19 protein-coding genes and 1 tRNA gene are annotated in these 23,024 nt (G+C 53.7%); 12 read left to right on the plus strand and 8 right to left on the minus strand.

Annotated features, from left to right (window positions below; translation table 11 throughout):
* The first annotated feature begins 59 nt into the window (after positions 1–59).
* From rsmI to GTA51_RS01420, 3 genes are read left to right on the plus strand one after another with little or no spacing between them, the layout of a single operon-like run.
* Complete coding sequence (gene rsmI / locus GTA51_RS01410) at positions 60–923, plus strand: 16S rRNA (cytidine(1402)-2'-O)-methyltransferase (RefSeq protein WP_160958043.1); 864 nt, start codon at positions 60–62, stop codon at positions 921–923.
* Between the two features lie 18 nt (positions 924–941).
* Positions 942–2,507, plus strand: coding sequence for a sensor histidine kinase (locus GTA51_RS01415; protein WP_160958045.1), 1,566 nt, complete (start codon positions 942–944; stop codon positions 2,505–2,507).
* Positions 2,504–2,842 carry an Hpt domain-containing protein gene (locus GTA51_RS01420; protein WP_160958046.1) on the plus strand — a complete coding sequence of 113 codons (339 nt, stop codon included), beginning with the start codon at positions 2,504–2,506 and terminating at the stop codon, positions 2,840–2,842. Before GTA51_RS01415 ends, GTA51_RS01420 begins: the two co-directional genes overlap by 4 nt.
* A 494-nt stretch (positions 2,843–3,336) precedes the next feature.
* Here the strand turns inward: GTA51_RS01420 and cooS are convergent, their stop codons facing one another.
* The 5 genes from cooS to GTA51_RS01445 form a co-directional block, all read right to left on the minus strand.
* Complete coding sequence (gene cooS / locus GTA51_RS01425) at positions 3,337–5,217, minus strand: anaerobic carbon-monoxide dehydrogenase catalytic subunit (protein ID WP_160958048.1); 1,881 nt, start codon at positions 5,215–5,217, stop codon at positions 3,337–3,339.
* A gap of 16 nt (positions 5,218–5,233) precedes the next feature.
* On the minus strand, positions 5,234–5,767 hold the full coding sequence (locus tag GTA51_RS01430) for a 4Fe-4S dicluster domain-containing protein (protein WP_160958050.1): 534 nt from the start codon (positions 5,765–5,767) through the stop codon (positions 5,234–5,236).
* 46 nt (positions 5,768–5,813) lie between these two features.
* Entirely contained in the window at positions 5,814–7,079 is a 1,266-nt protein-coding gene (locus GTA51_RS01435; protein ID WP_160958052.1) for an NAD(P)/FAD-dependent oxidoreductase, read from the minus strand.
* Between the two features lie 2 nt (positions 7,080–7,081).
* On the minus strand, positions 7,082–7,870 hold the full coding sequence (locus GTA51_RS01440; protein WP_160958054.1) for an ATP-binding protein: 789 nt from the start codon (positions 7,868–7,870) through the stop codon (positions 7,082–7,084).
* Positions 7,871–8,217: 347 nt separating this feature from the next.
* The gene (locus GTA51_RS01445) at positions 8,218–8,664 is read right to left on the minus strand and encodes a hypothetical protein (protein WP_160958056.1); all 447 of its coding nucleotides are present in this window, start codon (positions 8,662–8,664) and stop codon (positions 8,218–8,220) included.
* A gap of 236 nt (positions 8,665–8,900) precedes the next feature.
* Between GTA51_RS01445 and GTA51_RS01450 the strand changes: the two genes are divergently transcribed.
* Complete coding sequence (locus tag GTA51_RS01450) at positions 8,901–9,458, plus strand: YqhG/Tai3 family protein (protein WP_160958057.1); 558 nt, start codon at positions 8,901–8,903, stop codon at positions 9,456–9,458.
* Between the two features lie 525 nt (positions 9,459–9,983).
* Here GTA51_RS01450 and GTA51_RS01455 read toward each other — a convergent pair.
* Positions 9,984–10,056, minus strand: a tRNA-Met gene (locus tag GTA51_RS01455).
* Positions 10,057–10,221: 165 nt separating this feature from the next.
* Between GTA51_RS01455 and GTA51_RS01460 the strand changes: the two genes are divergently transcribed.
* The 4 genes from GTA51_RS01460 to GTA51_RS01475 all read left to right on the plus strand — a co-directional run bounded on the left by GTA51_RS01460 (position 10,222) and on the right by GTA51_RS01475 (position 16,589).
* Positions 10,222–11,523: a tyrosine-type recombinase/integrase gene (locus GTA51_RS01460; protein ID WP_160958059.1), complete on the plus strand. Its 1,302-nt coding sequence runs from the start codon at positions 10,222–10,224 to the stop codon at positions 11,521–11,523.
* A 381-nt stretch (positions 11,524–11,904) separates the two neighbouring features.
* Complete coding sequence (locus GTA51_RS01465) at positions 11,905–12,294, plus strand: helix-turn-helix domain-containing protein (RefSeq protein ID WP_160958061.1); 390 nt, start codon at positions 11,905–11,907, stop codon at positions 12,292–12,294.
* Positions 12,295–12,364: 70 nt separating this feature from the next.
* Complete coding sequence (locus tag GTA51_RS01470) at positions 12,365–14,065, plus strand: DUF3987 domain-containing protein (RefSeq protein ID WP_160958062.1); 1,701 nt, start codon at positions 12,365–12,367, stop codon at positions 14,063–14,065.
* Positions 14,066–15,101: 1,036 nt separating this feature from the next.
* Positions 15,102–16,589, plus strand: a complete 1,488-nt coding sequence (locus GTA51_RS01475; RefSeq protein ID WP_160958064.1) for a Fic family protein — start codon at positions 15,102–15,104, stop codon at positions 16,587–16,589.
* A gap of 192 nt (positions 16,590–16,781) precedes the next feature.
* Here GTA51_RS01475 and GTA51_RS01480 read toward each other — a convergent pair whose 3' ends face one another.
* A complete protein-coding gene (locus GTA51_RS01480; RefSeq protein WP_160958066.1) occupies positions 16,782–18,674 on the minus strand; it encodes a type IV secretory system conjugative DNA transfer family protein in 1,893 nt (630 codons plus the stop codon).
* Positions 18,675–18,818: 144 nt separating this feature from the next.
* Between GTA51_RS01480 and GTA51_RS01485 the strand changes: the two genes are divergently transcribed.
* Entirely contained in the window at positions 18,819–19,385 is a 567-nt protein-coding gene (locus GTA51_RS01485; protein ID WP_160958067.1) for a restriction endonuclease subunit S, read from the plus strand.
* Positions 19,386–19,489: 104 nt separating this feature from the next.
* Here the strand turns inward: GTA51_RS01485 and GTA51_RS01490 are convergent, their stop codons facing one another.
* Positions 19,490–19,789, minus strand: a complete 300-nt coding sequence (locus GTA51_RS01490) for a hypothetical protein (RefSeq protein ID WP_160958069.1) — start codon at positions 19,787–19,789, stop codon at positions 19,490–19,492.
* A gap of 545 nt (positions 19,790–20,334) precedes the next feature.
* On the opposite strand from GTA51_RS01490, the gene GTA51_RS01495 reads away from it, so the two are divergent.
* Genes GTA51_RS01495 through GTA51_RS01505 form a run of 3 tightly spaced genes read left to right on the plus strand, consistent with a single transcriptional unit; the run spans position 20,335 to position 22,856 of the window.
* Positions 20,335–20,628 carry a plasmid mobilization protein gene (locus GTA51_RS01495; RefSeq protein ID WP_160958071.1) on the plus strand — a complete coding sequence of 98 codons (294 nt, stop codon included), beginning with the start codon at positions 20,335–20,337 and terminating at the stop codon, positions 20,626–20,628.
* The gene (locus GTA51_RS01500) at positions 20,609–22,510 is read left to right on the plus strand and encodes a relaxase/mobilization nuclease domain-containing protein (protein WP_160958072.1); all 1,902 of its coding nucleotides are present in this window, start codon (positions 20,609–20,611) and stop codon (positions 22,508–22,510) included. Before GTA51_RS01495 ends, GTA51_RS01500 begins: the two co-directional genes overlap by 20 nt.
* Complete coding sequence (locus tag GTA51_RS01505; RefSeq protein WP_160958074.1) at positions 22,497–22,856, plus strand: hypothetical protein; 360 nt, start codon at positions 22,497–22,499, stop codon at positions 22,854–22,856. The genes GTA51_RS01500 and GTA51_RS01505 overlap by 14 nt, the downstream gene beginning before the upstream one ends.
* Positions 22,857–23,024 lie beyond the last annotated feature (168 nt).

A 23,024-nucleotide genomic window follows, 5' to 3' on the forward strand; every position in this document is an offset into this window, starting at 1 on the left:
GCCAAAGTGCGGTCATGTCAATGGTCGGGCCTTGCCGGGACCGACCGGCGGCTGTACCCATGGGGCAGGGAAAGGAGGCTTTGGTGGAGAGTTCCCCGCAGGCAACGCTTTTTATTGTGGCCACGCCCCTTGGCAACAGCGGCGACATGTCCCCCCGGGCGGCCGGGGTGCTGGCTGCGGCCGGCGTGGTTTTGGCCGAGGACACCCGGCGCACCGGGCTTTTGCTGCGAACGCTTGGCATTTCGGCCAAGCGGCTTGTAAGCTTTCACGAGCACAACGAGGAAGCCCGCCTGCCGCAAGTGCTGGCGATCCTTGGCGAAGGGTCGGATGTGGCATTGGTGTCCGATGCCGGCACGCCGCTTTTGGCCGATCCCGGCTACCGGCTGGTGCGGGCCGCCCGGGAGGCCGGCTATGCCGTCTCCCCTGTGCCCGGCCCGTCCGCCATCCTGGCGGCCCTGTCGGCGGCCGGGGTGGCCCCGTACCCGTTTTCCTTTCTGGGTTTTTTGCCGCGCTCGGCCTCCGAGGCCCGGGCCACCTTCGCCCGGTTCGGGGCTACCGGGGCCAGTCTCGTTTTTTTTGAGCGCAAAAACCGGATCGGGACCATTTTGCAAGCGGCCCTTGAGGTGCTCGGCGACCGGGAGTGTGTCCTTTGCCGGGAGCTGACCAAGACCTATGAGGAGTTTTTGCCGGGTCGGTTGGCGGATTTCGCCGGCCGCGACCTGGAGCTTTTGGGCGAAGTGACGGTGGTCGTCGGGCCGGGCAAGGCGGGCAAGTCGAGCGAGGCCGAGGCCCGCTCGATTGCGGCCGAGGAAGCGGCGGCCGGCTCCCGGCCCAAGGAGACGGCCCGGCGGGTGGCGGCGCGGCTTTCGGGATGGACCCAGAAGGAGGTTTATGCCATTCTCATGGACCACGAAGAGGGCTGACCGGGAGGACTCGCAGGCATGACGCAGCACAGGGGGGAGACGCCGCAAACCTACTGCGAGCTTGACGCCGGGGACCGGGAGTACGTCGTCGGCGTGGTGGGAACAGGGCCGGGTTTCGACACCATCCTAAAGATAGTGGCTGGCGAGGAATTTCGCGAGTTTTTGCCGCCCATGCGTCTGGCCGGCGTAGTCGATCTGGCCTTTGACGACCCGCGGCGGGCCGGGGCCCTTTTGGCCGGCGTGTCCGCCTATCCAGACACCAGCGCGCTGTTTGCCGCCCACCCGGACATCAATCTGGTGGTGGATCTGCGCGGCGGGGGGACGGCCCGGGCCATGGCCGCCGAACTGCCGCAGGGTGCGTCGCTGCTGGACAGCACGGCCACATTTTTCCTGTGTGCCCTCAGTAACGCCGTGTCGGCCGGGGCGCACTGCCGCAGGCGTCTGGACCACCAAAAGCTGTTGCTCGAAACCATCCTGGACGAGGTCCAGGAGGACATCGTCCTGCTCTCGGCCGCTGGCCTGGTGGAGGATCTTAACCGCAACATCTTAAACCGTCTTGGTAAATCCAAGGACGAGCTGGTCGGTCGGCACTGCGAGGTGCTGCGCTCCGGGCCGGACGATCCGCCGCTGTGCGACCCGAATGATGTGGCCTGTCCCTTCCGGGTGTCCCTGGCTACGGGCAAAAAGGCCGAACGCCTGCATACCGCTGTTTCGGCCGACGGGCGCCTGCGCTATTACCGCACCTACACCTATCCCGTGGCGGGCCTTGCCGGACATATCGCCCATGTGGCGGTCTTTCGCCGCGATATCACCGACCGCACTTTGGGCGAAATAAACGCCCGCCAAGCCGAGCGCATCGAGACCATGGGCCGGCTGTCCTCGTATCTGGCCCACGAACTGCGCAACCCCATGTTTGCGGCCAGCGGCTTTGCCCGGCGTCTGGCCAACATGACGGAACTGCCTGAGGCGGCCCGGGAGCGGGCCACCATTGTGGTCGAGGAACTCACCCGCATGGAGGCCATGCTCAAGCAGTTCCTGGAATTTGCCCGGCCGGTGGGCAAGGTGTCGAGCGAAGCCGACGCCGACGCCAATCGGGCCGTTGGCGACGCGGTTCTGGCTGTTCGCCCCGAGGCCGAGGGGCGGGGGGTGGGCATTGCCGTGGCCCTGGTTTCAGGGGTGGCGGCCGTGGCCTTTGATCCGGCCCTTTTAAAGCAATGCCTGATCAATCTGCTGCGAAACGCCGTGGAAGCCATGCCCGACGGCGGGCTGGTCACGGTCACCAGCGGTCGCGACGCCGACCGGGTGCGGGTGCGGGTGGCCGATAGCGGCCGCCGCATGTCGAGTGAAAACCTGGAGAACATGTTCAGCCCGTTTTACAAGGCCGAGCACTGCGAATACGGCCTGGGGCTGGCCATGGTCAAAAAAGTGGTGGACGATTTCGGCGGCGCGGTGGAAGCTTCGGGCCAGCCCGGCGGCGGCTGCGCCATCACGCTGCACCTGCCCCCGGCCCTGGCCGGCCCGGCATTTGCCGACGCGGCCCCTGTCAACCCTGACGCCGGCCATTCGCCTGGAGACGGTTCATGAGCGAAGCTGCCTCGGACTGCATCAACTTGGCCCGCCTGCGCGAACGCTTTGATGACGACCAGGATTTGTTGGCGGAAATCTTTTTGGTTTTTATCAGCGAAAGCCCTGGCCGCCGGGCCGATATGGAGGCTGCCCTGGCCGCCGGCGATCTGGCGCGTCTGGCCGGCTTGTCGCATTCGCTCAAGGGCGTGGCCGCAACGCTTTTTGCCGAGCCCCTGCGCCAGGCCGCCTATGCCCTGGAGCAGGCCGCCCGGGCCGGCGACGCCCCGGCTGCCCAGGCGGCAACCGCTGTAGTCCTTGATCTGCTGGATCGCACGGCGGCCTGCCTGGGCTGAGCGTGTACCCTGTCAGGGAAAGAAAAGGGCTTGCTCCTGCGGCATATTCTCCAAAAAGCAGGCGGTATTGCCCTGGACAGCGAGACGCTGCGGGGACTTGGCCACGTCGTTAAAGACCCCATGGCCGCCCATGAATCCCGCATGGCGGACCTGGAACCGGCTTATCCCCGGCGCAATCTTTCAGATTCTGCATTCTGGCGGCCTGTCTCTTTGGGGATGGGCCGTTTCCCTTTTGCCGGGCCCCGTTGTCTGCGGTTTGAGACACATTGACCTTCGAGGAGGAAGCGGTGCGCCGCAGCGGCTCTTGCTTCGGCCAGGGCGATGGTTTCGGCATTGGACGGGGTTGCAGCGAGCAGGCTGCAACCCCTTGTTTTTTTGTTCGACAGGTTGTTGTTGCGTTTCACTAAGCGCTGCGTTTTCCCACCGAGGTCGGCCAGGGCTCGCAGTGCCCGCGACGCCGGAGAGCGCCCACGGGCAGGGCAGGGGCCTAAGACTCAGGGCGTCAGCCCCAGGGCCGTTCGCTTGACCCGGATGCGGGCGTCGATGAGTTCGGCGGCCTTGACCGGGTCGCCTTCCACGGCAAAGCTCGCCCCCACAACGCCTTCAAGCCCCGAAACGGCCAGATCGGTGACGACCTTGCTGCCAAGAATCGGCGGGGCCAGGCCGAGCACGGTGAAGATGCCACTGGCCACCGCGTAGAGGCCAATGGTGGCGGCTTTCTCCGAATACCATTCCGGCGCAGCCGCAGCCACCGGCAGATCCGAGATGTCCACGCCAAGGGCCGTGGCCAGCATGCCGCACAACTGCAGGATTCGGGAGTTGTCCACGCAACTGCCCACATGCAGGACCGGCGGGATGCCCAGGGCCTTGCAGACTTCGGACAGGCCCGGACCAGCCAGATCGGCGGCAGCCGGCATTAAAAGGCCCTGTTTGCCGGCGGACACGGTCACGCAGCCGGTGACCAGAACGAGCAGATCGCGCTTGATGCACTCCCGGATCAGATTGGAATTCTGATAGTCCTGCTTCACCTTCGGGTTGTTGCAGCCGACAATGCCGACGGCGCCGCGAATCTTGCCGGCCTTGATGGCCTCGATCAACGGCGCGGCGGTGCCGCCCAGGGCGGCGAGCACGGCTTCGTTGGAAAAGCCGGTCATGACCTCCACGGGTTCGACCGGGATTTCCACCCTGCCCGCATCACGGACCTTGAAGCGTTCGATGGCCAGTTCCACCACCTCCACGGCTTTTTGCCGGGCGTTGTGCACATCGAACTCGATATGCGTCGCTCCGGTGAACTTGGCCTTGGGCGAGGTGGTGACGATGCGGCTGTGGTAGCAGCCGGCCACGGTGACAAGGCTTGGCATGATGCACTGGTAGTCGACAACCACCACTTCCACGGCTCCGGTGACCAGGGCCAGCTCGGTCATGAGGTGGTTGCCGGCCATGGGAATGCCCTGGCGCATGAGCAGCTCGTTGCCGGTGCAGCACAGGCCGGCCAGATTGATGCCCTGGGCACCGGCCGCCTTGGCCTTGGCCAGCAGGGCGGGAGCATGGACGGCGGCCAGGATCATTTCGGAGACGATGGGGCTGTGGCCATGGACCAGGATGTTCACCTGGTCGGCCTTGAGGACGCCGAGATTGACTTTGGAGGTCCTGGGCGTCGGCGTCCCGAACAAGATGTCCGAGACTTCGGTGGCAATCATGGACCCGCCCCAGCCGTCGGCCAGGGAAAGCCGGGCGGCGTGCAGGCAGATATTCACGGCGTCGTTGTCCACGCCCATGTGGGTGCGGTGCAGCATCTCGACCACGTCCCGGTCGATGCCGCGCGGGGTGATGCCCACTTTTTCCCAGAGCGCGCGCCGCTTGGCCGGAACCCGGTCGATAAAGGAAATCGAACCGCGCCGGCAGCCGAAGTCGTTAAAAAACTGTTCGGCCAGTTCCAGGGCCACCGCCTTGGCGTCCTTGCCGGCAACCGCCAGGCCGACCTCCTCGGCGATGCGACGCAGCTTGGCCTCGTCGCGGATGCCATAGTCGGCGGTTGTTCCCTCGCCCACGGCAAGGAGCGTCTCGATCAGGTCGCGGCCGTGATCCGAATGGGCCGCCGCGCCGGCAGCCACCATGCGCCCGAAGTTGCGCGCCACCACCACGTCGGCGTCGGCACCGCAGACCCCGCGTTGCGGGCCGTTGCCGAAAGGATCGATGCGGCAGGGGCCCATGATGCAGTTGCGGCACGACAGGCCGAGTTCGCAAAAGCCGCAGTGGGGCTCTTGTTCCCGCAGGCGGTCCCAGACCGTCTCGACGCCGTCCTCCCGGGCTTTGGCGATCATCGCCTGGGCGTCCTTGCAAATGGAGTATTCGCTCAAATCTCTCTTGCCCATGGTTCCTCCGGAAGGATCAGGCCTTGACGCCGTACACGGCGTTGGCCAGTCGGTTCGTGCCTTGCTTGAGATACAGGTTCACCTCGTCAAACGTGAGCGCCCCTGTCTTGCAGGCGGCAACGCAGGCCGGGATCGCCCCTGCCGCCACGCGCTCATGGCAGCCGTCGCATTTGACGGCCACGCTTGGCCGTTCCGGAGCGCCCGCGTCCTGGTAAAAACGAATGACGTAGTACGGGCAGGCCATGGCGCACATGCCGCAACCGATGCACCGCGTCGGGTCCACAATTTTAAGGCCCTGGGCAATATCGTCGCGAATCGCCCAGGGCATGCAGGCTTCCTGGCAGGGGGCGGGTTCGCAGTGGCGGCACTTGTTGGGGAAGGGTTTGTTTTCCGGCCCCACGCCAAGATGGATGCGCGGCTTGGCCAGGATTTCCTCGCGGATGGCGCAGGCCAGGGATTTGGACTGGGAATGGGCCTGCGCGCATCGGATCATGCACTGCATGCAGCCCACGCACAGTTCGGGCCGGACGATGACGGTTTTTTTGAGCATGGTTCCTCCTTGCGGATCGGACAGGCCGCCGGGCGGCGGCCGCAACTCAACCGAAACGGGCGTTTCCGACCAGAGCGCCGCCCGGAGCGGCCAGCGGCGCGGCGTTTTGGACGTTGGCCAGCCAGCCGGCCGGGATGTCGCGACGACGCAGCCCGCGTTTGACGGCAAAGGCCAGTTCCCCCAGCCGGGGGGGGGCGTCCAGTCCCACCGCACCGACCAGACGCTCCTCGCGAAAGACCAGCTTGAGATAGGAGCCGCGCGGCGTGCCGACATCCACAAAATCGCAGCCCCGGGTCAGGGAGGGGTTGACCAGCCCCACCGAGATCATGCGCGAGCCGAAAACCGGGATGGCGTTCATGGCCAGACTCCCGGCGTATTCTGCCCGAAGGCCGGCCATGTTGAGTGCGGCCACACGCCCTTGCTCCACCGCCACCGGCCAGACGGCATTGGTGCGCCGATCCCCATGCACGATGTCCGGGGCCTGGGCCAGATCGCCGGCAACATACACCCGCTCGTCGGACGACCTGAGGAAGGCGTCCGCGAGTACGCCGTAATCGCACTCCAGGCCGCTGTCGGCGAGCCAGCCCGTATTGGGGAGCACCCCCTTGCCGGCCGCGACCAGATCCACGTCCAGGGCCGCGCCCGAGTCCAGGGCGAGGCGCAGCGGCTTGTCCGTCCCGGTGTCGATGGAGGTCACCGAGGTGCTGGTCAAGAGTGTGACGCCCGGCGTGTTTTGCAGGCGTTCCCCCACCCACTGGCCCACATACGCGTCGACGTTGAGCGACAGGGGGCGGGGCGAGGTCACGATCAGGGTCACCTGCATGCCGCGTTTGAGCAATCCCATGGTGAGTTTGAAGCCCACCAGACCGCCGCCGAGGACCGCAGCCGTCCCGCCCGGACGCACCCGGGCCAGAACCTTGTCCAGATCGCGCCGGCCTCTGAAAAAGCAGACTTCGCCGGCCGCGTCGCCAGCCGTTTCAACCGGGCGCGGCCGCGCGCCGCAGGCCAAAAGCAGACGGTCGTAGGCCAGTTCCTGGCCCGACTTCAGAAGCAGCCGGCCATGGCCGGCCTCAAGGCCGACGGCCTTGTCCGCAAGGACCGAGACGCCGAGACGATTCCAGAAATCGTCGTCCGCCACGCCCATGCCGGGCGGGGCCATCTCGCCGGCCAGGACGTAGCTGATCAGCGGGCGGGAGTAGACGGGCAGGGGAGATGGGTCCACGCCGATAATTTCGGCGGCGGGACTGGCCTTGCGAAGCCACTGGCAGGCGCTGCGACCGGCCGCGTGCAGACCGACGACAACATAGCGCATAGCTACCTCGGCGGTTGAAGTTCCGGCCCGCCCCCTGCGTCGCAGGCCGCCGGGTCGGCCAGAGCGTTCAGGACGGCGCGACAGCCCTGGTCGATGCTGTCGCGCTGGGACAGCTGTAAAACGGACGGAGAAGTGAGTTGGCGCTCGGACAAGCTCGAAAACAGCGGGAAAGAAGCGGCCAGGGGAGGAAGGCCGGGGATGTCCGGCAGCGTCGTCCCCTGCGGGGCACGGTTGAGGACCAAGGCCTGGCGGACCAGACCCAGTTCGGCCGCCAGACCGGCGATCTGGGCGGCCACGGCCAGGCTTCGCCAACTCGGTTCGGCCACGACGATCAGCCCATCGACGTCGGCCACGGTGCCCCGTCCCAGATGCTCCACGCCGGCTTCGAGGTCAACGATGAGGTCTTGGGTTCGATCCAGCAGCAGATGGGCCAAAAGCGCCTTGAGCAAGGCATTGGCTTCGCAGGCGCAGCCGCCGCCGGCTCCTGCCACCGAACCCATGACGAGCAGACTCAGGTTGCCAAGGCGCACCCGCAGGCGCTCCGGCAGGTCGGCCACCTCGGGGCTCAAATTGATGAACCCGCTGCCCACGCGTTCCCGGATGAGGGTTTCGTCCAGGACAAGGGGCGGGGGGATGTTCTGCGGCGCAAGGCCGAGAGCCGAACCAAGGGAGAGGGCCGTGTCGGCGTCCACGAGCCAGGTTTCCCGGCCACATCGGGCGAGGTAATCGCCAATCCAGGCGGCAAGGGTCGTTTTGCCCACGCCTCCTTTTCCAGCCACGGCCAGTTTCAAGAAAACCTCCAGCCAGGAAAGAGGTTCGAAGAAACAGTATCGCAACAATAGGCGCAGAAGGCGGGTTGGTCAAATCGTGAGAGCCCGTTCCATGTTTTCGGATTCTCTGCTCAAGACTGCGTGTCGATTCCAGGTGGCGGCCAGCCCCCGACTGGAATGGCCGCCACGGCCGGCTGCAAAGAGATATCTCATTGAGTGTCCTTTCTCGGAATCAATATGTACGCGCCGGTACCAACAAGGGACGTTAAAAATATTCATTATTCCGCTGCTGCACCGAGAAATATCCTGACTACTGTGCCATTCTGGAAATCAAAGATAATCCCGTCATAAACAGAGCCGGCCACGAATCATTTTCCCTTTTGTGTATCGCCATCGGTGTCACGGTAGCGACCGTAGGCGGCTAGTACCTCTTGTTCCGTGCTTCCGATGCGAATCCCCCGACCTGTAGCGAAAGTGGCGGGCTTGGTAAGTGTAATCGCCGCGATCGATTTCGGTGCACCCTTTTTTGGGGAGCTCATCTTCAGAACGATACCGCACGCAGCGAACTGCCATGTCTGTACAGAGTCGCCGGTCGCGCCTTCATAGATTTCTTTGAGCTTTTTTGGGGAACAGGGGATGCTGGCGACGGTGTCACTTTCCAAGAGGCCAAGGCGAAGGCCGCCGATCCTTTCTTTGGTGGTGTCGTAACGCGTGCTGGCGGCAATTTTCTGGGCCAGCGCGTTTTGAAACCAGGGGGACGGGCCAAGGATGAGTGCTGTGACGTACAATACCAGAATGAAATAGTTTTTTTTCATGCGGCTCCTCCAGCAGTCGGATATTTCCAAATAGCCGATCAAGGAGAGCCTGGGAAGTGCCGCCTTGGCTGAGGGGGGTGCCATCCGTCACCATCGGAATTCATTGCGACGCCGGGTCCATAATTTTTACTTGCCCAAATCAGTAAGGGGTGCTTTGAATATGACAGTACAGTGGTGGGCAATGCTGTTCATGCCTTTGCGTGTCAAAGACCCCAGTGTGGAATAAGGAAGCGTATATGAAATCCGTCCGTTTGATAGTTGTGTTCCAACTCCTCCTGCTTGGTCTTGGCGCGTTTGCTGCCATGGCATCTGGACAAGTCCGGGACGGCCCCAAGCCAAACCTCTCAGCCTACCACCTGGCTGCAAGCGACGCCGAGAAGACCCTGGAGCGGGTGCTTCGCGCGTCCGAAAAGGACGCCAATCTGTTGGACTTTGTGCTGCATACCCCGTGGTACAAGCCAAGAGCTGACAAAGGGTACGTCGGATATTTTACCAAGCATTTCTTGAGTGTCATGGCCGAGATGGAGAAAAAGGCCGTCAAGGAAAACTGCAAAGGGAAATATCTCAAGGGAGAGATTTGCGGTCTGGATTACAATCCTTTGACCTGCGCTCAAGATCAGGCCGAGACGCCGTACTTGTACCGGGCCGATTCCTCCGACGACGCCAAGGCGGTCATTTCCTACATATGGCCCGGAGAAGCACAGAGAGCCGCCGTGTTTGAGATGCTTTACGAGAATGGGCGCTGGAAAATCGATGCCGTGCGCTGTCGGCCGGATGATGGGCCGCCAAATTAAACGTCAGCGTGGAGCTGCAGATTCAGGTGAATATTGCCTCTCGCCACGAAGAAAGACGCACCCGCCTGGGCCTGCTGGTGCGTGGACATCGTCCTCGACCCCCTTAGACTATGCCCTTTCCATATATCCGAAGGCCGATGCGCCTGGAAGCCCCCGGGCGAGGCTGCTGCGCCTACGCCCCAAGGTGGAAAGCAGGGATATATGAACGTCTGCAGGGCTGTGGCCGCAGGGGAGGCAGAAGGGAGGGCGCTGTGGCGTGGGGGTGCTGGTCAGGTAGATTGAAGCAATGGGCCAGGGGCCACAAAAGAGCGTGGCCCTTGGCCCATTGCCTGATCTGATTTCTCGTAGTGCTTGAGCGCGTCCAAGACCGGCGCGTGGCCTGGCCTTGGGATCGAGTCGTGCCAGCGCTGGGGCCGCACCGCGCCCGGTGGCAGCACTGCCAGCGGCTTCGACCGTATCTGTTGGGAATAGCGCGGAAAAAGAAAAAGGGCTTACGAAGTTACCTTCGTAAGCCCTTGAACTTTCTGGTTGCGGGGGTGGGATTTGAACCCACGATCTTCGGGTTATGAGCCCGATGAGTTGACTTCTAAACCCCGTAAATGTAGGTAATTCCTAGAAGTCGTTTTGGCAAGTGGTTGTTCTGACAGGCATATTGTTAGCCTTGGTTAGTCTAGGTCAATTTTGGTGCGTGACGGTTAGTCAAGGTTAGGATAAAGATTGCCACCAAATTGCCACCACTGCCACCAGCCCGGGAGTTATCAAAATGAGCCAAAAATGGGAACCGCTGGCCGGCGTCTCGGCCCTTTTTTACCGTGACTACGGCCAGGATGGCAAAACCTGGATGTTCCGGCAGATGGTCAACGGGACGCGGATCACAGACTATCTGGGAGCTATGAGCCAGGAACGGGCTATTGTCGTTGTCAGTCAGTTGCGCGAAAACCGGAAACTCGGTGCAGGCCCCCAGACCTGGGCAGAGATGGAAGGGGTGGCCCAGGAAGAGGCAAAGGCAGATAAAATAAAGGAGGAGCAGGAGCGCAAACGGCTGCTCGCCGCTGATGAATTTACACGATCAAACACAATCGAAAATTATTGGATCAATGTTTATTGGCCGGAAAGACAAAAAGATGGTTCCGCGCATAATAACAAATCAATTTCGGGCATTTTTGAAAATTGGATTCGTCCGGTTGTCGGAAACATTCCGCTTCAAGAATTGACCTATATTGATGTTAACAAAATGTTAGATAGAGCGAGGGAAGAAGGGCTTTCACAAAAAACACAGAGAAATATTTACGTCACGCTGCAAGCCCTTTGGAACGATGCTAAAATGTACCATTCTGTAAAAAGAAACATGGAATTGCCGATGTTTCCGGGCAAAGGGGTCAAGAAAGATAGGCTTCGAATTAACAATAAAAAAACCTGCTTTTTAGATACTGAAGAAGCAAAGCTTATGCTTGAAACGCTTCGGAACTGGCGAGAGTTTTACAAACAGCACAAAATGGCAATCAAAGGCCAAAGCGCAAATGATGCTTATGGTATGGCCGTTGTGGCATTGTTTTCCGGTTTGCGTTTTGGTGATATTGCTTCATTAACTTGGGGCGAAGTAGCTAATAAAGAACAGGCTTACGCTCGAAACCCCAAGGGCGGGCGGGCTTACGGGATTCATCTTAATATTTCAATCATTCGTGAAATGTTGGCAGAGAGAAAAAAACGCCTACATGAAGAACCAAAGCCAGATGAACTAGTGTTTAAAAATGCTCGCGGTGAAAAATGGGTTTCTGTTCCACAAATTTATAAAACCGTTATCCAAAAGTTAGGTTTTAACGAAGTGCCTCGCAGATATAAAAATCCGGCGCAAAAAATCGACTTCCACGCCTTGCGGCACACGTTCGCAAGTTGGTTGGCGATGCAAAGTGTATCGCTATACACAATCATGAAGCTAATGGGGCATCAAAGTCTAGCAATGACAGAGCGTTATGCGGACCTTGACCCAACCCTGACCAAAGCCTGTGTTGAAAAAATGTATTGGAATTTCAGCGATTTGACAGAAAAAGAGGGTGACGAATAGATTCCACTTGATACGTTTAGGTTAGTGTTGTAATGGGGAGGTGGGTAGAGACATGACCCCGCCGACCCGGGGGGCATGCTGGCGCACCACTGTACGTAAAGTGGCAGTCTGAGTGCAGCGGATTAGAAACATCTTATTAAACCCGCTAAGCGACGGCGCTTAACGGGATAAACTGCAAGCTGCTGCTCCACCCACTGAGTAGATTGTTAGCTCGGCATAATGACGAGAAAATGACGCTGCATGTAGCAGCAAGCTAACAAGCCTCGGAAAGCATCAGGTCCAACCATGACCCCTTGAAAAGGGGGTTAAGGGTTTTGGCCTGTGCTTTACCGGGGCTTTTTGCATTCTCCCGCCCCCGCACAGGCACCCATCGAGGGTGCTATGCACGACGATACCGCTTCAATTCCTGCCGCGACTGCGCTTCTTGTTAAAGAGTTGCGGCGTGCTTTAAACGTCAAAAATCTTCCTCTTACGCTTGGCGTCGATCAGGTTGCATCGTCGCTGGGCGTACATGCACAGACAGTTAGATTGCGTGCCAAAGCCGGTACACTGCCGTTTAGCCGTATCAGTGTCACAGACGGCCGGAACTGGCGATTTCGTACAGCCGATGTCCTCGCTTATCTGCTCAATGACAGAGCTTTAGCCCCCACCCCGCCCGCTCCTGCTACGCCGCCAGCCCCGCGCAAGGGGCCGGGGCCGGGGCGGCCCTTTGGCTCGAAAAACAAGACCAAGGCCGCCGCCCAGGCCGGGAAGGGGGCGTTAGGCATCTGATTTCACAATAATTATTGAGATGGTGAAGAAAAAGGAAAGCCCCGGCTGCAACCGGGGCTAAGAAAAACGAATGGCACTCAAACGTGTTGAGCCATTCGTTGCCCAAAACCGAGCAAAAGTCAAGAGAAAGGGAAACGATATGGCTATGAAAGTGCCGCATCTTCGCGCAGTCCATCCCGAGGACGACGATATTCCGCCAACCGCCCGAGGACTTGCCCCGCAAAAACTGGAAGATGACGCGCCCCTTGGCGTCGATGATGATTTTGCCGGCAAATTGCCGCCAATGCCGCTGGAAGTCTTCCCGGAAAAGGCGCGCGAAGCGATTGCGACTATTGCTGCCAGTAAAGGCGTGTCGCAAGATATGATCGGTGCATTTTTCCTTTCCTTATGTGCTTCTTGCATCGGTCGAGCCAGAACGGCGCGTTATTCGAGAACGTGGCAAGAGCCAGGAAACTTATATTTTCTCGTTGCTGCTGAAACCGGCACGGGTAAAAGTCATACAATGAAATTCGTGTTCAGCGAACTCGCCAAAATGGAAGCGATTGCCAAAATGCAATATCGCGAGGATCGGCGCAAATACGAAGAAGACATGATCGTATTTCGCAAGCGCAGTTCCAAAGAAGGAAACAAGGACAAGAAAGGCGAAGCGCCGAATTGTTCGCCCAATGCAGGGAAAAAAGACGAAATGCCGAAACGTCCGCCAAATATTCAGTACGTTTTAACAGATACGACCATGGAAGCGGCCATGGACCTTCTTTATGATAATCCTCGCGGGTTATGCTGGCTCGTTGACGAATTTCACAATTTTATTCCAGGATTAGATCGGTATTCGGCAAAAGGCACAAGCGAAGGGAAACGCCGTCTTTTATCAACTTGGGATGGAGCGACGATTTGTGTTAACAGAAAAGCTAAAGATGGTGTTTCGAACGAACTTTATATCGAAAATGCTACCTTTTCGATCTGCGGTTGTATTCAGCCGCACCTCTTGCCTGAAGTGTTTACTTATGATGATTTACACCAGGGATTGCCTGAGCGGTTCTTGTTCGTTAATTGCCAGCCGCAACCGCCTGCGCCTATGCCTATGCCGGAAATCTCGGAATGGGTCGAAAAATATTTGACCCGGATTACTCGGGTCATGTTGGGCTTTGCTATGGAAGAAGATCAAGACGGTCGCTTGCGAGGTCTTGCGATCGATCTCGATGACGCGGCTCGGAAAGAATTCAATACGTTCAGCAATACCATCATGAAAAAAACGTATGGTTTGACTATTCATGGATTTGCAATGAAAATGCGCGGCATAACTTTGCGACTGGCGCTGCTGCTGCACTGTTTGCGCCATGCCAGCGACGGAGACGTGACCGATGGCGAAATCACGTTCGGCGATATGACCAACGCCATTGCCTTGAGCGACTACTTTTTTGCCCAAGCCCAAAAAATGTATCGATATATCCCTGACAAAAAGGGAAATTCGAAAACGGCAACAGGCGACACTAACGCCGCTCGCATCGCTGAAATTTTGCTGGAACATATCCATGAAATTGGCCAGCTTGAAGGGAAAATCGAAAAAAAGGTGTTCGAAGGCTGGTTCAAAAAAGCCAAGCTGAAAATCGATCAAAGCCGACTTTTAGAGGCGTTTGCAACGCTTGGAATTGAAAAAGGGCGTAGTAATAGCCGGCGATACCACGTTGTGACAACGAAGGTGTTAGATGAATGCGAAAAACGGACAAATCGCATCATCGGCGTGTTCGAAGACAACGACGACGACGACTGATACCATGGCATACCGTGACCGGCGTGTCTCCACCTGTCACGCTTTTGGTCACTCATAAGCCCCGGTATGCCCGGGGCTTTTCTGTTTGTGACAGCGTGTCAGGGGTGGGGGAGGAAGGGACCGTGACAACCCGTGACACCCCCTGTCACGGGTTTTGTCACACATAAGCATATGAAATAACATGGTTTTTTTGTTGCGTGACAGCGTGACAGGGGTTTCTAAGAGGAGAAGGAGAAATGCGCGCGCGGGGGGAGGGCGAACTTTTTAGAATTATCAATTATGACAGATAGATAAATAAAATATTTTCATACCCCTATTAAGGAGAGGGTGTCACGGTGTCACGCAGGGTGAAAAACCAATAAATACTTGATGTTAAGAGTGACAAAAACCGTGACAGGGGGTGTCACGGGCTGTCACGAAACCCGGCATCTGTCCCGATCCGTAAAAACAGCCAACAGCCAGCCCTCGGGGAAGGGGGAGGGAGGCGAACAGCCAAAACCACATAACCCATTGAATTTGTTGAATCCGAACCCGTCGCCGAAGGGCTCGGGTTCATAAACCGCCTTATCCCACCGATTTACTTGAAATTCCAGGCCGGTCTTCCGGCTGTTGGCTGTTGGCTCGGGGAATCCCCGGGGCAGGGGTCCCCGGGGATGGCTCCTTGGCTGTTCGGCTGTCGGCTGACCTCCCCCTTCCCCGAAGGCGGATTTGGCTGTTCGGCTGTTAGCCTTTTTCCGAGGCTGGTGCCTCGGAAGGCTGGCTCCAACAGCCCGACCCTTGGTGCCGGCCGCAGGCCGGCGGCTAACTCCTGCTTCACACCCCCTTCGCGGTGGCCCAAAAAGCATTTTTCTTGCGCCGCTTGGCGAAAGAAAAACTGTCTTTTTGGGCGGAAGGGCCTTGTAGAGCGCGAGGGCGGAGCCCTTAGGGGGGAACCAAGCCCCAGGGTCACTGATGTTTTTTTCTATAGCGAAAAAAATCGCCTCGGATTATTCTTAAGAGAATAAAAATCGCCTTTCGGCCCCTCACGCGGTGCTTAATGACAAAAAAATCTTTCGACGATCTCCCCGACACGTTTGTCTCTACCTCCGAGACTACGAACCTGGCGTCTAAATCCGTCCGCGCCGGTAAACTCAGGAAACTCGCCTCGCGGCTCTATAGCCGAGACCTGACAAGCGATCCCGAAACCATCGTACGGCGAAACCTCTGGCAAATCGTAGCCGGATTCTTTCCTGATGCCATCATCGCCGACCGCACCGCCCTAGAGGGCGGCCCGGCGAAAGACGGCTCCGTATTTGTTGTTTCCCAGAAAGGGCAAAGTGATGTTTCTTTGCCTGGGTTTACTTTGCGGCCACGAAAGGGAGCGTCTGCTCAATCGAATGACTTGCCGTTCATGGGGGTTTTGCGTCTGTCCTCGCCCGAGCGTTCATTGTTGGACAACTTTGCAGCCAGCCGTAGCCGAGGCTCCGTCTCGCGTACGCTTTCGCGTAAAGAAATCGAACAGCACCTCGACAAAATATTACGCCAATCAGGCGAAGGCGCGTTAAACCGTCTCCGCGACGATGCGCGACATATTGCGGCCACGATCGACCGGCAAAAGGAATTCACTGACCTTGATAGGATGGTCGGCGCACTTCTCAGCACACAAGACGATCATCTTCAAACGCCCGCCGCCCGCGCCCGGCAAAAGGGTGTCCCCTTCGACCCTTTGCGCGTCGAACTGTTCGAGATGCTCCGCACGGAACTTCATCGCACACCGCCACAAACACGCCTTGCGTTGCCTGACGACGGCGCGACGCTTCCTTTTTTTGAAGCCTATTTCTCAAACTTCATTGAAGGCACCGAATTTGCCGTCGATGAGGCCGCCGCCATCATCTTTGAAAGCAAAATCCCAAAGGCACGCCCTCAAGATGCCCACGACATCATTAGCACCTATCGCATTGTCACCGATATGACCGAGATGGTTCAAGTCCCGACATCCTTTGACGAGTTCGAGCGACTTCTCAAGCGTCGCCATGCCGCTATCATGCAAGCCCGCCCTGACAAAGCGCCGGGCCAGTACAAAACCGAGGCAAACCGCGCGGGCATGACCATGTTCGTCGCACCCGACCTCGTGAGGGGAACGCTCGATCAGGGGTTCAAAGCCTGCCGCTCCCTTGCCACGCCATTCCAACGTGCAGTTTTCATGATGTTTCTCGTTTCCGAGGTACACCCTTTTGCTGACGGCAACGGGCGCGTCTCGCGCATCATGATGAACGCGGAACTAGTTGCGGCAGGCGAGCAGCGCATTCTCGTTCCCACAGTCTACCGTGAAAACTATCTCAGCGCCCTTAAAGCGATTTCCAACCGCAACAGCGCTGAACCGATCATTCGCACGCTGGATTTCGCCCAACGGTTTTCACTCGCAGTCGACTGGACAGGCTTTGAACGCGCTGAGTCTGACCTCAAATCCGCCAACGCCTTCATGACCAGCAACGAAGCCGAAGAACGCGGCACACGTCTGAGGATTCCAAATCATGACGGATAGCATTGATTTTATGGCTCTTCCGGGTTTCCCGTGGGTAACCCCACCTGCGAGCTGACTGGGTAGAGGTCCAGACCGCCGCAGAAGAAGTAGATGGCGGTCTTGCAGTGGTCCCGCCCCGTCCCCAAAAACCCGCCGCTCTCACTTACCAAAATTTTCGATCTCGGGACCGCCCTGGCCCTCCTGGCCCCCTTTTCATTTTCCGGGCGAAAAAATTTCAAATTCTTCCATGCATTTTTTGCACACCTTTGCCTTGTTTTCTAATTCATTTCCACAGATCGGACATAACTGCGAAGTGGTTTCTAAAAACCCATCAAGAATGCTTACGTTTGCAGAATTGCTCATTCCGAGGCACAGTCCGCCCTCGTTTCCAACGTGAAGGTTGCAAATATCGATTTCTAATCCAGTTCTTTCAAAAGCGGTCAAAGCGTTTTCGAAAGCGTTGATCCATCCATTTGGAATTTGGATTGACACTCTTCCGCCCTTTTGGGCTGTTTTGAAAAAATGCGGAAATCTTTCAACTGTTCTCCTCATATTTTCAGGAACTTTCATTTTTTGCATTGCTTCAAGTTCTTCATCATCATCTTCTTGATTAAAACGCATTCTGCTAACAATTCGCCCAGGAACTTTCGGAGGTTCCAAGGTTGTCATCTGTTTTCCTTTTTCCTTATCATTTTCTTCTAAAGTTTCAAGAATTGATTCCAAATTGGCAGCTTCGTCAACTTCTTCAATTTCTTTCTCGGCACTCACAGGAATGCCGGCCAGCTCCTTTTTTAACGCATCGTGAGCCTGTTGCATAGTTTCAACATATTGTAAGTGTCTACGTGTTTTAGAATCAAATTTGACAACGAAACAATTTCCAGGGTTGAGTTCGTTTAAAAAAACAGTCTCGTTATATCTTCTAGTGACATCTTGCGTAATTGGATCATCGCAGTAAAAAAAGAGCCGATTATTGATGTTGTTTAAAAATTCCATGACAGCCGAGCCGTTAGCACCTCGACTCGACAGCGAAGAAATAGATTGTGTTCCGACGACTGTGATATTCTTATATTCCCTGGATTTTGCTGCAAACGCGTTGTCGTTAAGTCGATTTCCGGGATTAAAATTGCAAAACTCTTGAAACTCGTCTCCAATGAAAAAAGTGTACTCATCCGCTCCCAATTTCAAGCCATTTTCAAAAACAGCTTTGTAGTACGTGCTCAGAATATATCTTGACAGCCAAGCTCCAACCTGTCCCGAAGTTCCGTCAAATTTCAAAACCACAATTTTCTTTTGTCCATAAATAAAATCAGCAATATTTAAACAGTTCTTGTTTGAAGCGAAATTTTTAACAATATCGTAGTTTTGAAGAAATTCTGTCAGGCCATTTCTGACAGCAGTGAGTCGCCAAGTCGTTTGTTCGTTATAAGTATGACTTCCACTTTTTTTATTGTCATAAACAAGTGGATTGAAATTATCAGACTGAATTCTATTTACAAAATCACTTTGTTCTTTGTTTTTGCTGTCAAAAACATGTTTCTTAAAATAGTTGAACAAGCGAGCCGCTAAAGGCCAGTTGTTCAGAATATCAACTAAATATCTTAGATTTGGTTGAATTGTATCGTGTTTTTCATGTAAATATTTCAACAAAACGATGCATTCCGTCGCGACACTAACTCCTTTCATGTGCCAGTCCAAATTTTGTGTCAAATTACCAAACTGGAACGTTGTAATAATGCTTAATAGCTCACGGACTTCATTAATCTCAAGTCCGTTTAATAAATCAATTTTAAAAGCGTTAGCGCTTGATCCGAGTTCAACAATATCTTCCAATCTTCCACGGGTTTTTGCCAAAATCTTCACTTGCTCGGTAAGATTTCCCTTAATATCAATGATTAATCCGGCGTGGCCTTTTTCGATTAAGTTTCCGATTGCAGGCAAAATCACGCTTGTCGTTTTTCCCGTGCCTGTCGATCCCAAAATCAACGTATTGTAACATGCTTCCGGCTCGGAAATCGACACTCCGCTGTCAAATCGGACAATTGCGTCCTCGGCTGGCTCGATTTTGATACGTTCCGGAGCTTTAACGCAAAATCCGATGGCGGCCATGGGAATACCTCGATGTGTTTGGGGGAAGTGCCATTTTTTAGGGCATTAGCGCCCTGAATTCAGTTTTAGAGCACAACTGCCTTAAAATCAACATCTAGGGCGCAGGTACATTGATATTTTTTGAGAGAAATTTTAAGGAGGGTCATGAAAACAACACTTGGTGAGATTGCGGAAGTTATCCGCTGCCAACTGCCCCGTCAGCGTGCTGCGGGGAGTGATGGGTGGGTTTTGTGTCAGGAAGTGGTCCAAGCCGATTTTGGGACAATTTCGGGGCTTGTCGATGATGTCAGTGAAAATGTGTGGGTTGAAATCGATCCGAAGAAAAAACAGCAGAAATATTTAGTTCGAGATGGAGACATTCTTTTTTCATTTCGGGGCACGGAATCGACTTTGGGCCAAGTCGGGCTGTATATTGGTCAAAATAAAGAATTCGTAGTTTGTGGTCAAAGCTTGTGCATCCTTAGACCAAAAAACGTGGATGGCACTTGGTTCTATTATTATATAAGGAAACGAGAGATTCGGGAGGTTTTGTTAGCAAAAGCTGCTGGAAGCCGACTTATGACTATCAATCTTAATGATTTGAGAGAAGTTTTACTAGAAATGCCTACTGAAGAAGATTTTTTAGCAGTTCACAGAAAACATTCAAGAATTTTGGAAATACATAAAAAAATGAATATATTGAGAAAAGAGTTAATTGAGTTGATGAAATAAGAAAGGCTGGTAAGCGCCAGCCTTTTTAGCATTGTTTGTCACATCTACATTCCTGACGCGGCGGTTACGTATTGTTTCTCTTCTTTGGCCTGCCATCCCTGACTTTATCGCTCACAAATTCGTTCCGAAACATATTGTTTAGGCATAAAAGCGGAGAATTCATCGTTTTTTAGTATTTCCTGTTTTACATAAGAAATGAACGACCCGTAACTTACATGAAACTTGCTGTTTTTTAAAAGTGCAGTGTGTATAGTCCTGTAATCAATGCCTTTTGACCTTAAATAGCAAATTTTTGAAATTAATTTTTTTACAATATATCTGTCTATGGATTGATGTCCAGGGATTAATGCATCCAAAGCAAATTCTGCTTGCTCTAGAACTTTTGCCTCATAATTTGACTTCATTTCAATTTCTCCTGTTTTGTGTAAGCTTGCGTAGTATTTTATTGCAAGCAATGTAAATACTGTATCAATATAATATCACTTGTCAAGCAAAAGTCAGTAAAAATACTTTGTGAAATGTAGTAACAATGTCAGTTTGCAGTTGACGTACTGGTTAACTGTGTTATTTATTATTCATGAAACATCGCAATGGCAAGTCAGTCCCAGTCCCACTCGCTGCGCTCATGGCCCTTGAGACGACTTGTTGGGGGTTCCCCCCAAGCCCCCTGGATCGCAGCAGCGATTATTTGTGCAATAAATGCTTTTTTCGAACGACATTTGAACGACACCTTGCTAGGACTTGCTTGGATTTTTCTCGGAAGTACGTGGGAATGTCTTGGGAATGCTCGGACTTGCTTGACATTGCTTGAGACTGTCCTGGAGTGCTTGAGGATGCTTGGAAGTTCTCGGCTAGTGTTGAACGAGAGCATATTCAGAACGTGAAGTGTCTTGAGAATGCTTTCTAATGTTGAGTTAAAATGATCAACTTTATTTGAACGGAGGGCGTCATGCAAAAGTACCCATATCAATTGCGAACAAAAGTTTCCGAAAACGATCTTCAAACCATAACGCTAAATGCTGAAAAAGCCGGTCTTTCAATATGTGCTTATCTGCGCGAAATAGCGACACGAAAACAGATAAAATCTACTATTGAAATATCTGCCGTGAACGTTCTTAATAAGATCGGAGCCATGGTCAAGTTGATGATGCGAGATGATCGTGATTTAGCTCCTGAAATTCTTGAGACTTTGATTTCACTTCGCGAGGCGATCGAGTCTAATCATGAAAATCAAAAAAATTAAGACAAAAGACAAATCACGTCGAAGTGCGAAAGCTTCGGCTGCTTATCTTATTTCAGAAAAGACCAATGACTCTCAATGTGATGACGTCGAATTCGATAAAACCAATGGAGTATCTGAAACAAACGTTCGCGTTTTGGCGTCAGGTTCTCTTAATACCTTTGGAAATTCTTTCGACGAAGGCCGTAAAGAATTAGAGCTTTTGGATAAATCTTACAAAGGAAGGGGTGACGCGGTTGGTCATTACATGCTCGCATGGCGAGCAGGCGAAACTCCGACTAAAGAGAAAAAAATAGACGCTATCAATATTTTACTCAAAAACGTTGGTTTTAAGAATCATCCTTGCATTTGGGTCGAACATGGAGATCGTCCGCATCCTCATGTTCATCTTCTGGTCTCAAGAATTGATCCTGATTCCGATCCAATTCGACCAGACATTAAAAATTTCGGAGGGATGGTTCAGCTTAAAAGCACTCGAAAAAAAAAAGAAATTCTTCATACTCACGAAGAATTTTGTTGCGCACGCGCCGAAGCGGAAATTTGTCACGACCAGGGGTGGGAGCCAACGCCTAACGCTCTTTATAGCTCTGATTTGCAACTTGTCGAACGAAATAACGTTCAAAACGAATTAAAATTACGTCCCCGCATTTTGACTTACGAAGCGCATCACAATAAACCCCATCCAGCAAGAATTTTAGGAAATACTGCAATAGATGTTCTTAAAAAATCAAGTTCTTGGGAAGAAGCTTTTGAATTATTTGCAAAAAAAGCGATTTCTCTTGAACGTGTTCAAAAGGGGCCGAAAAATCGAGAAGGCGCTTATTTGCGATCCGGCCGCACGTCTCTTAAACTTTCCGCATTGCCGAATGAATTTTCATTGAAAAATCTTGACAAAAAATTTGGGAAACCCGTTTCGGATCAAGAAAAGCCCGAACCAGCAATTGCCTGCGAACTGGCTTTGCATGTTGTCGCCGCAAAACCGATTTCAGAGAACTATTCACTGAAACAAATTAAAAATGTTCTCAAAAAGAGTGTTTCTGATGCACTTTCATGGAAAGATTTTTTGAATGATTTGAAACGTGAAAATTGGAAAGTTGAAAGGGCCGGCGGCGGTGCTTTGATTGTTGCTGGTGAGCACCGGGTCAAAATTTCTCAAATCCCAGGGAAAAATAGCTATTCTAAACTTTGTTCAAAGTTTGGGCAAACAATTGAAGAAGCCAATCTTTCATGCGATCTTTTGAATATTGTACAATATCATGAAGCGATTTCTCCAAAGATTACAAATAAAGAATTCTTTGATGTCGAGACTGAAGTTATTCATAGTAATTTAAATTCGCCATCTTTGGCACAAGAAAAGAAAATTCAAGTCGAAGTACAATATCCGAAACGTAAAATCATTATTGAAGCTCAAAGCATCATTCGTACCAGTATGACTATTGACACTTCTATTCAACATACGACTGATCGTCTGTTTGTCGCTGGATTCTCTGTCAAATTTCAAACATACGAAACAAGTGACGGGAGAATATTTGCTTCAAATCTTACATTTGAAAAAAATGATTTTTTTGTCTCTTTGAACAATCTTTCTGAGGACTGCAATAAACTGAGCAAAATCGGTGAAGCTTTTGGAGAACGCTACAACAAACCGCTTCCACAAAATTTTATCAACAGAATCGAAAAAAATAACGGTTTTATTGATTTTGTCAAAAAATGTTTTTCGCTTATAACGCGTTTTATTCCAAATTACAAAAAATTTGAAACAAAACATAGGACTTTTTCAAACAACATGAGCATTGCGCAAAAAGTTCAAATCATTGAATCGCAAAAAGCGATCATTGGAACACAACAACTAGCAATCCATGAGGAACGTCATGCAATTCGATAATGCGCTACTTGAGCAATTCAAAGACTCTTTGTCCTCCTATGTTGAAGGCTACAACGTCGCAGAAGAGATTTTCGAGATAGAAGACATTTTCGGGCCTCTTTGCTCACATTGCGAATTTGCCGAGTTAAACATTGACGTTGTCGAAAATCCGGTAAGCGGATGGTGGCGGCACGTAATGAATGTATCGTTGCGATGCGGCAAGACATGCAAAGAAAGCCTTTGCTATCAAGTTTATTTTGACGGGGAAAGCAGGGTAAAACCCGAGCCAACCGATCGTTTCCCCGGAAATATTTCAGTCAAGATGGCTTGTGTTCATTTTACTGCAAAAAAGTCCGCAATTGAATAATTTTTTAATAGATAATAAAAAAAGCTCCGCACACGGTCGTCAATCGGTTGCTGACTGTGGAACTCGAACGCCGCGAAGAGCGGCGAATACGCATGGCACGCAAAGCTCTCCGGGTTGCCACCGGGCATGAGACTTGGGAACTTCGACTTCAGCTTCCAGCCGAGCATC

The organism is Solidesulfovibrio aerotolerans (assembly GCF_009856865.1).
In the GTDB taxonomy this organism is placed as follows: domain Bacteria; phylum Desulfobacterota; class Desulfovibrionia; order Desulfovibrionales; family Desulfovibrionaceae; genus Solidesulfovibrio; species Solidesulfovibrio aerotolerans.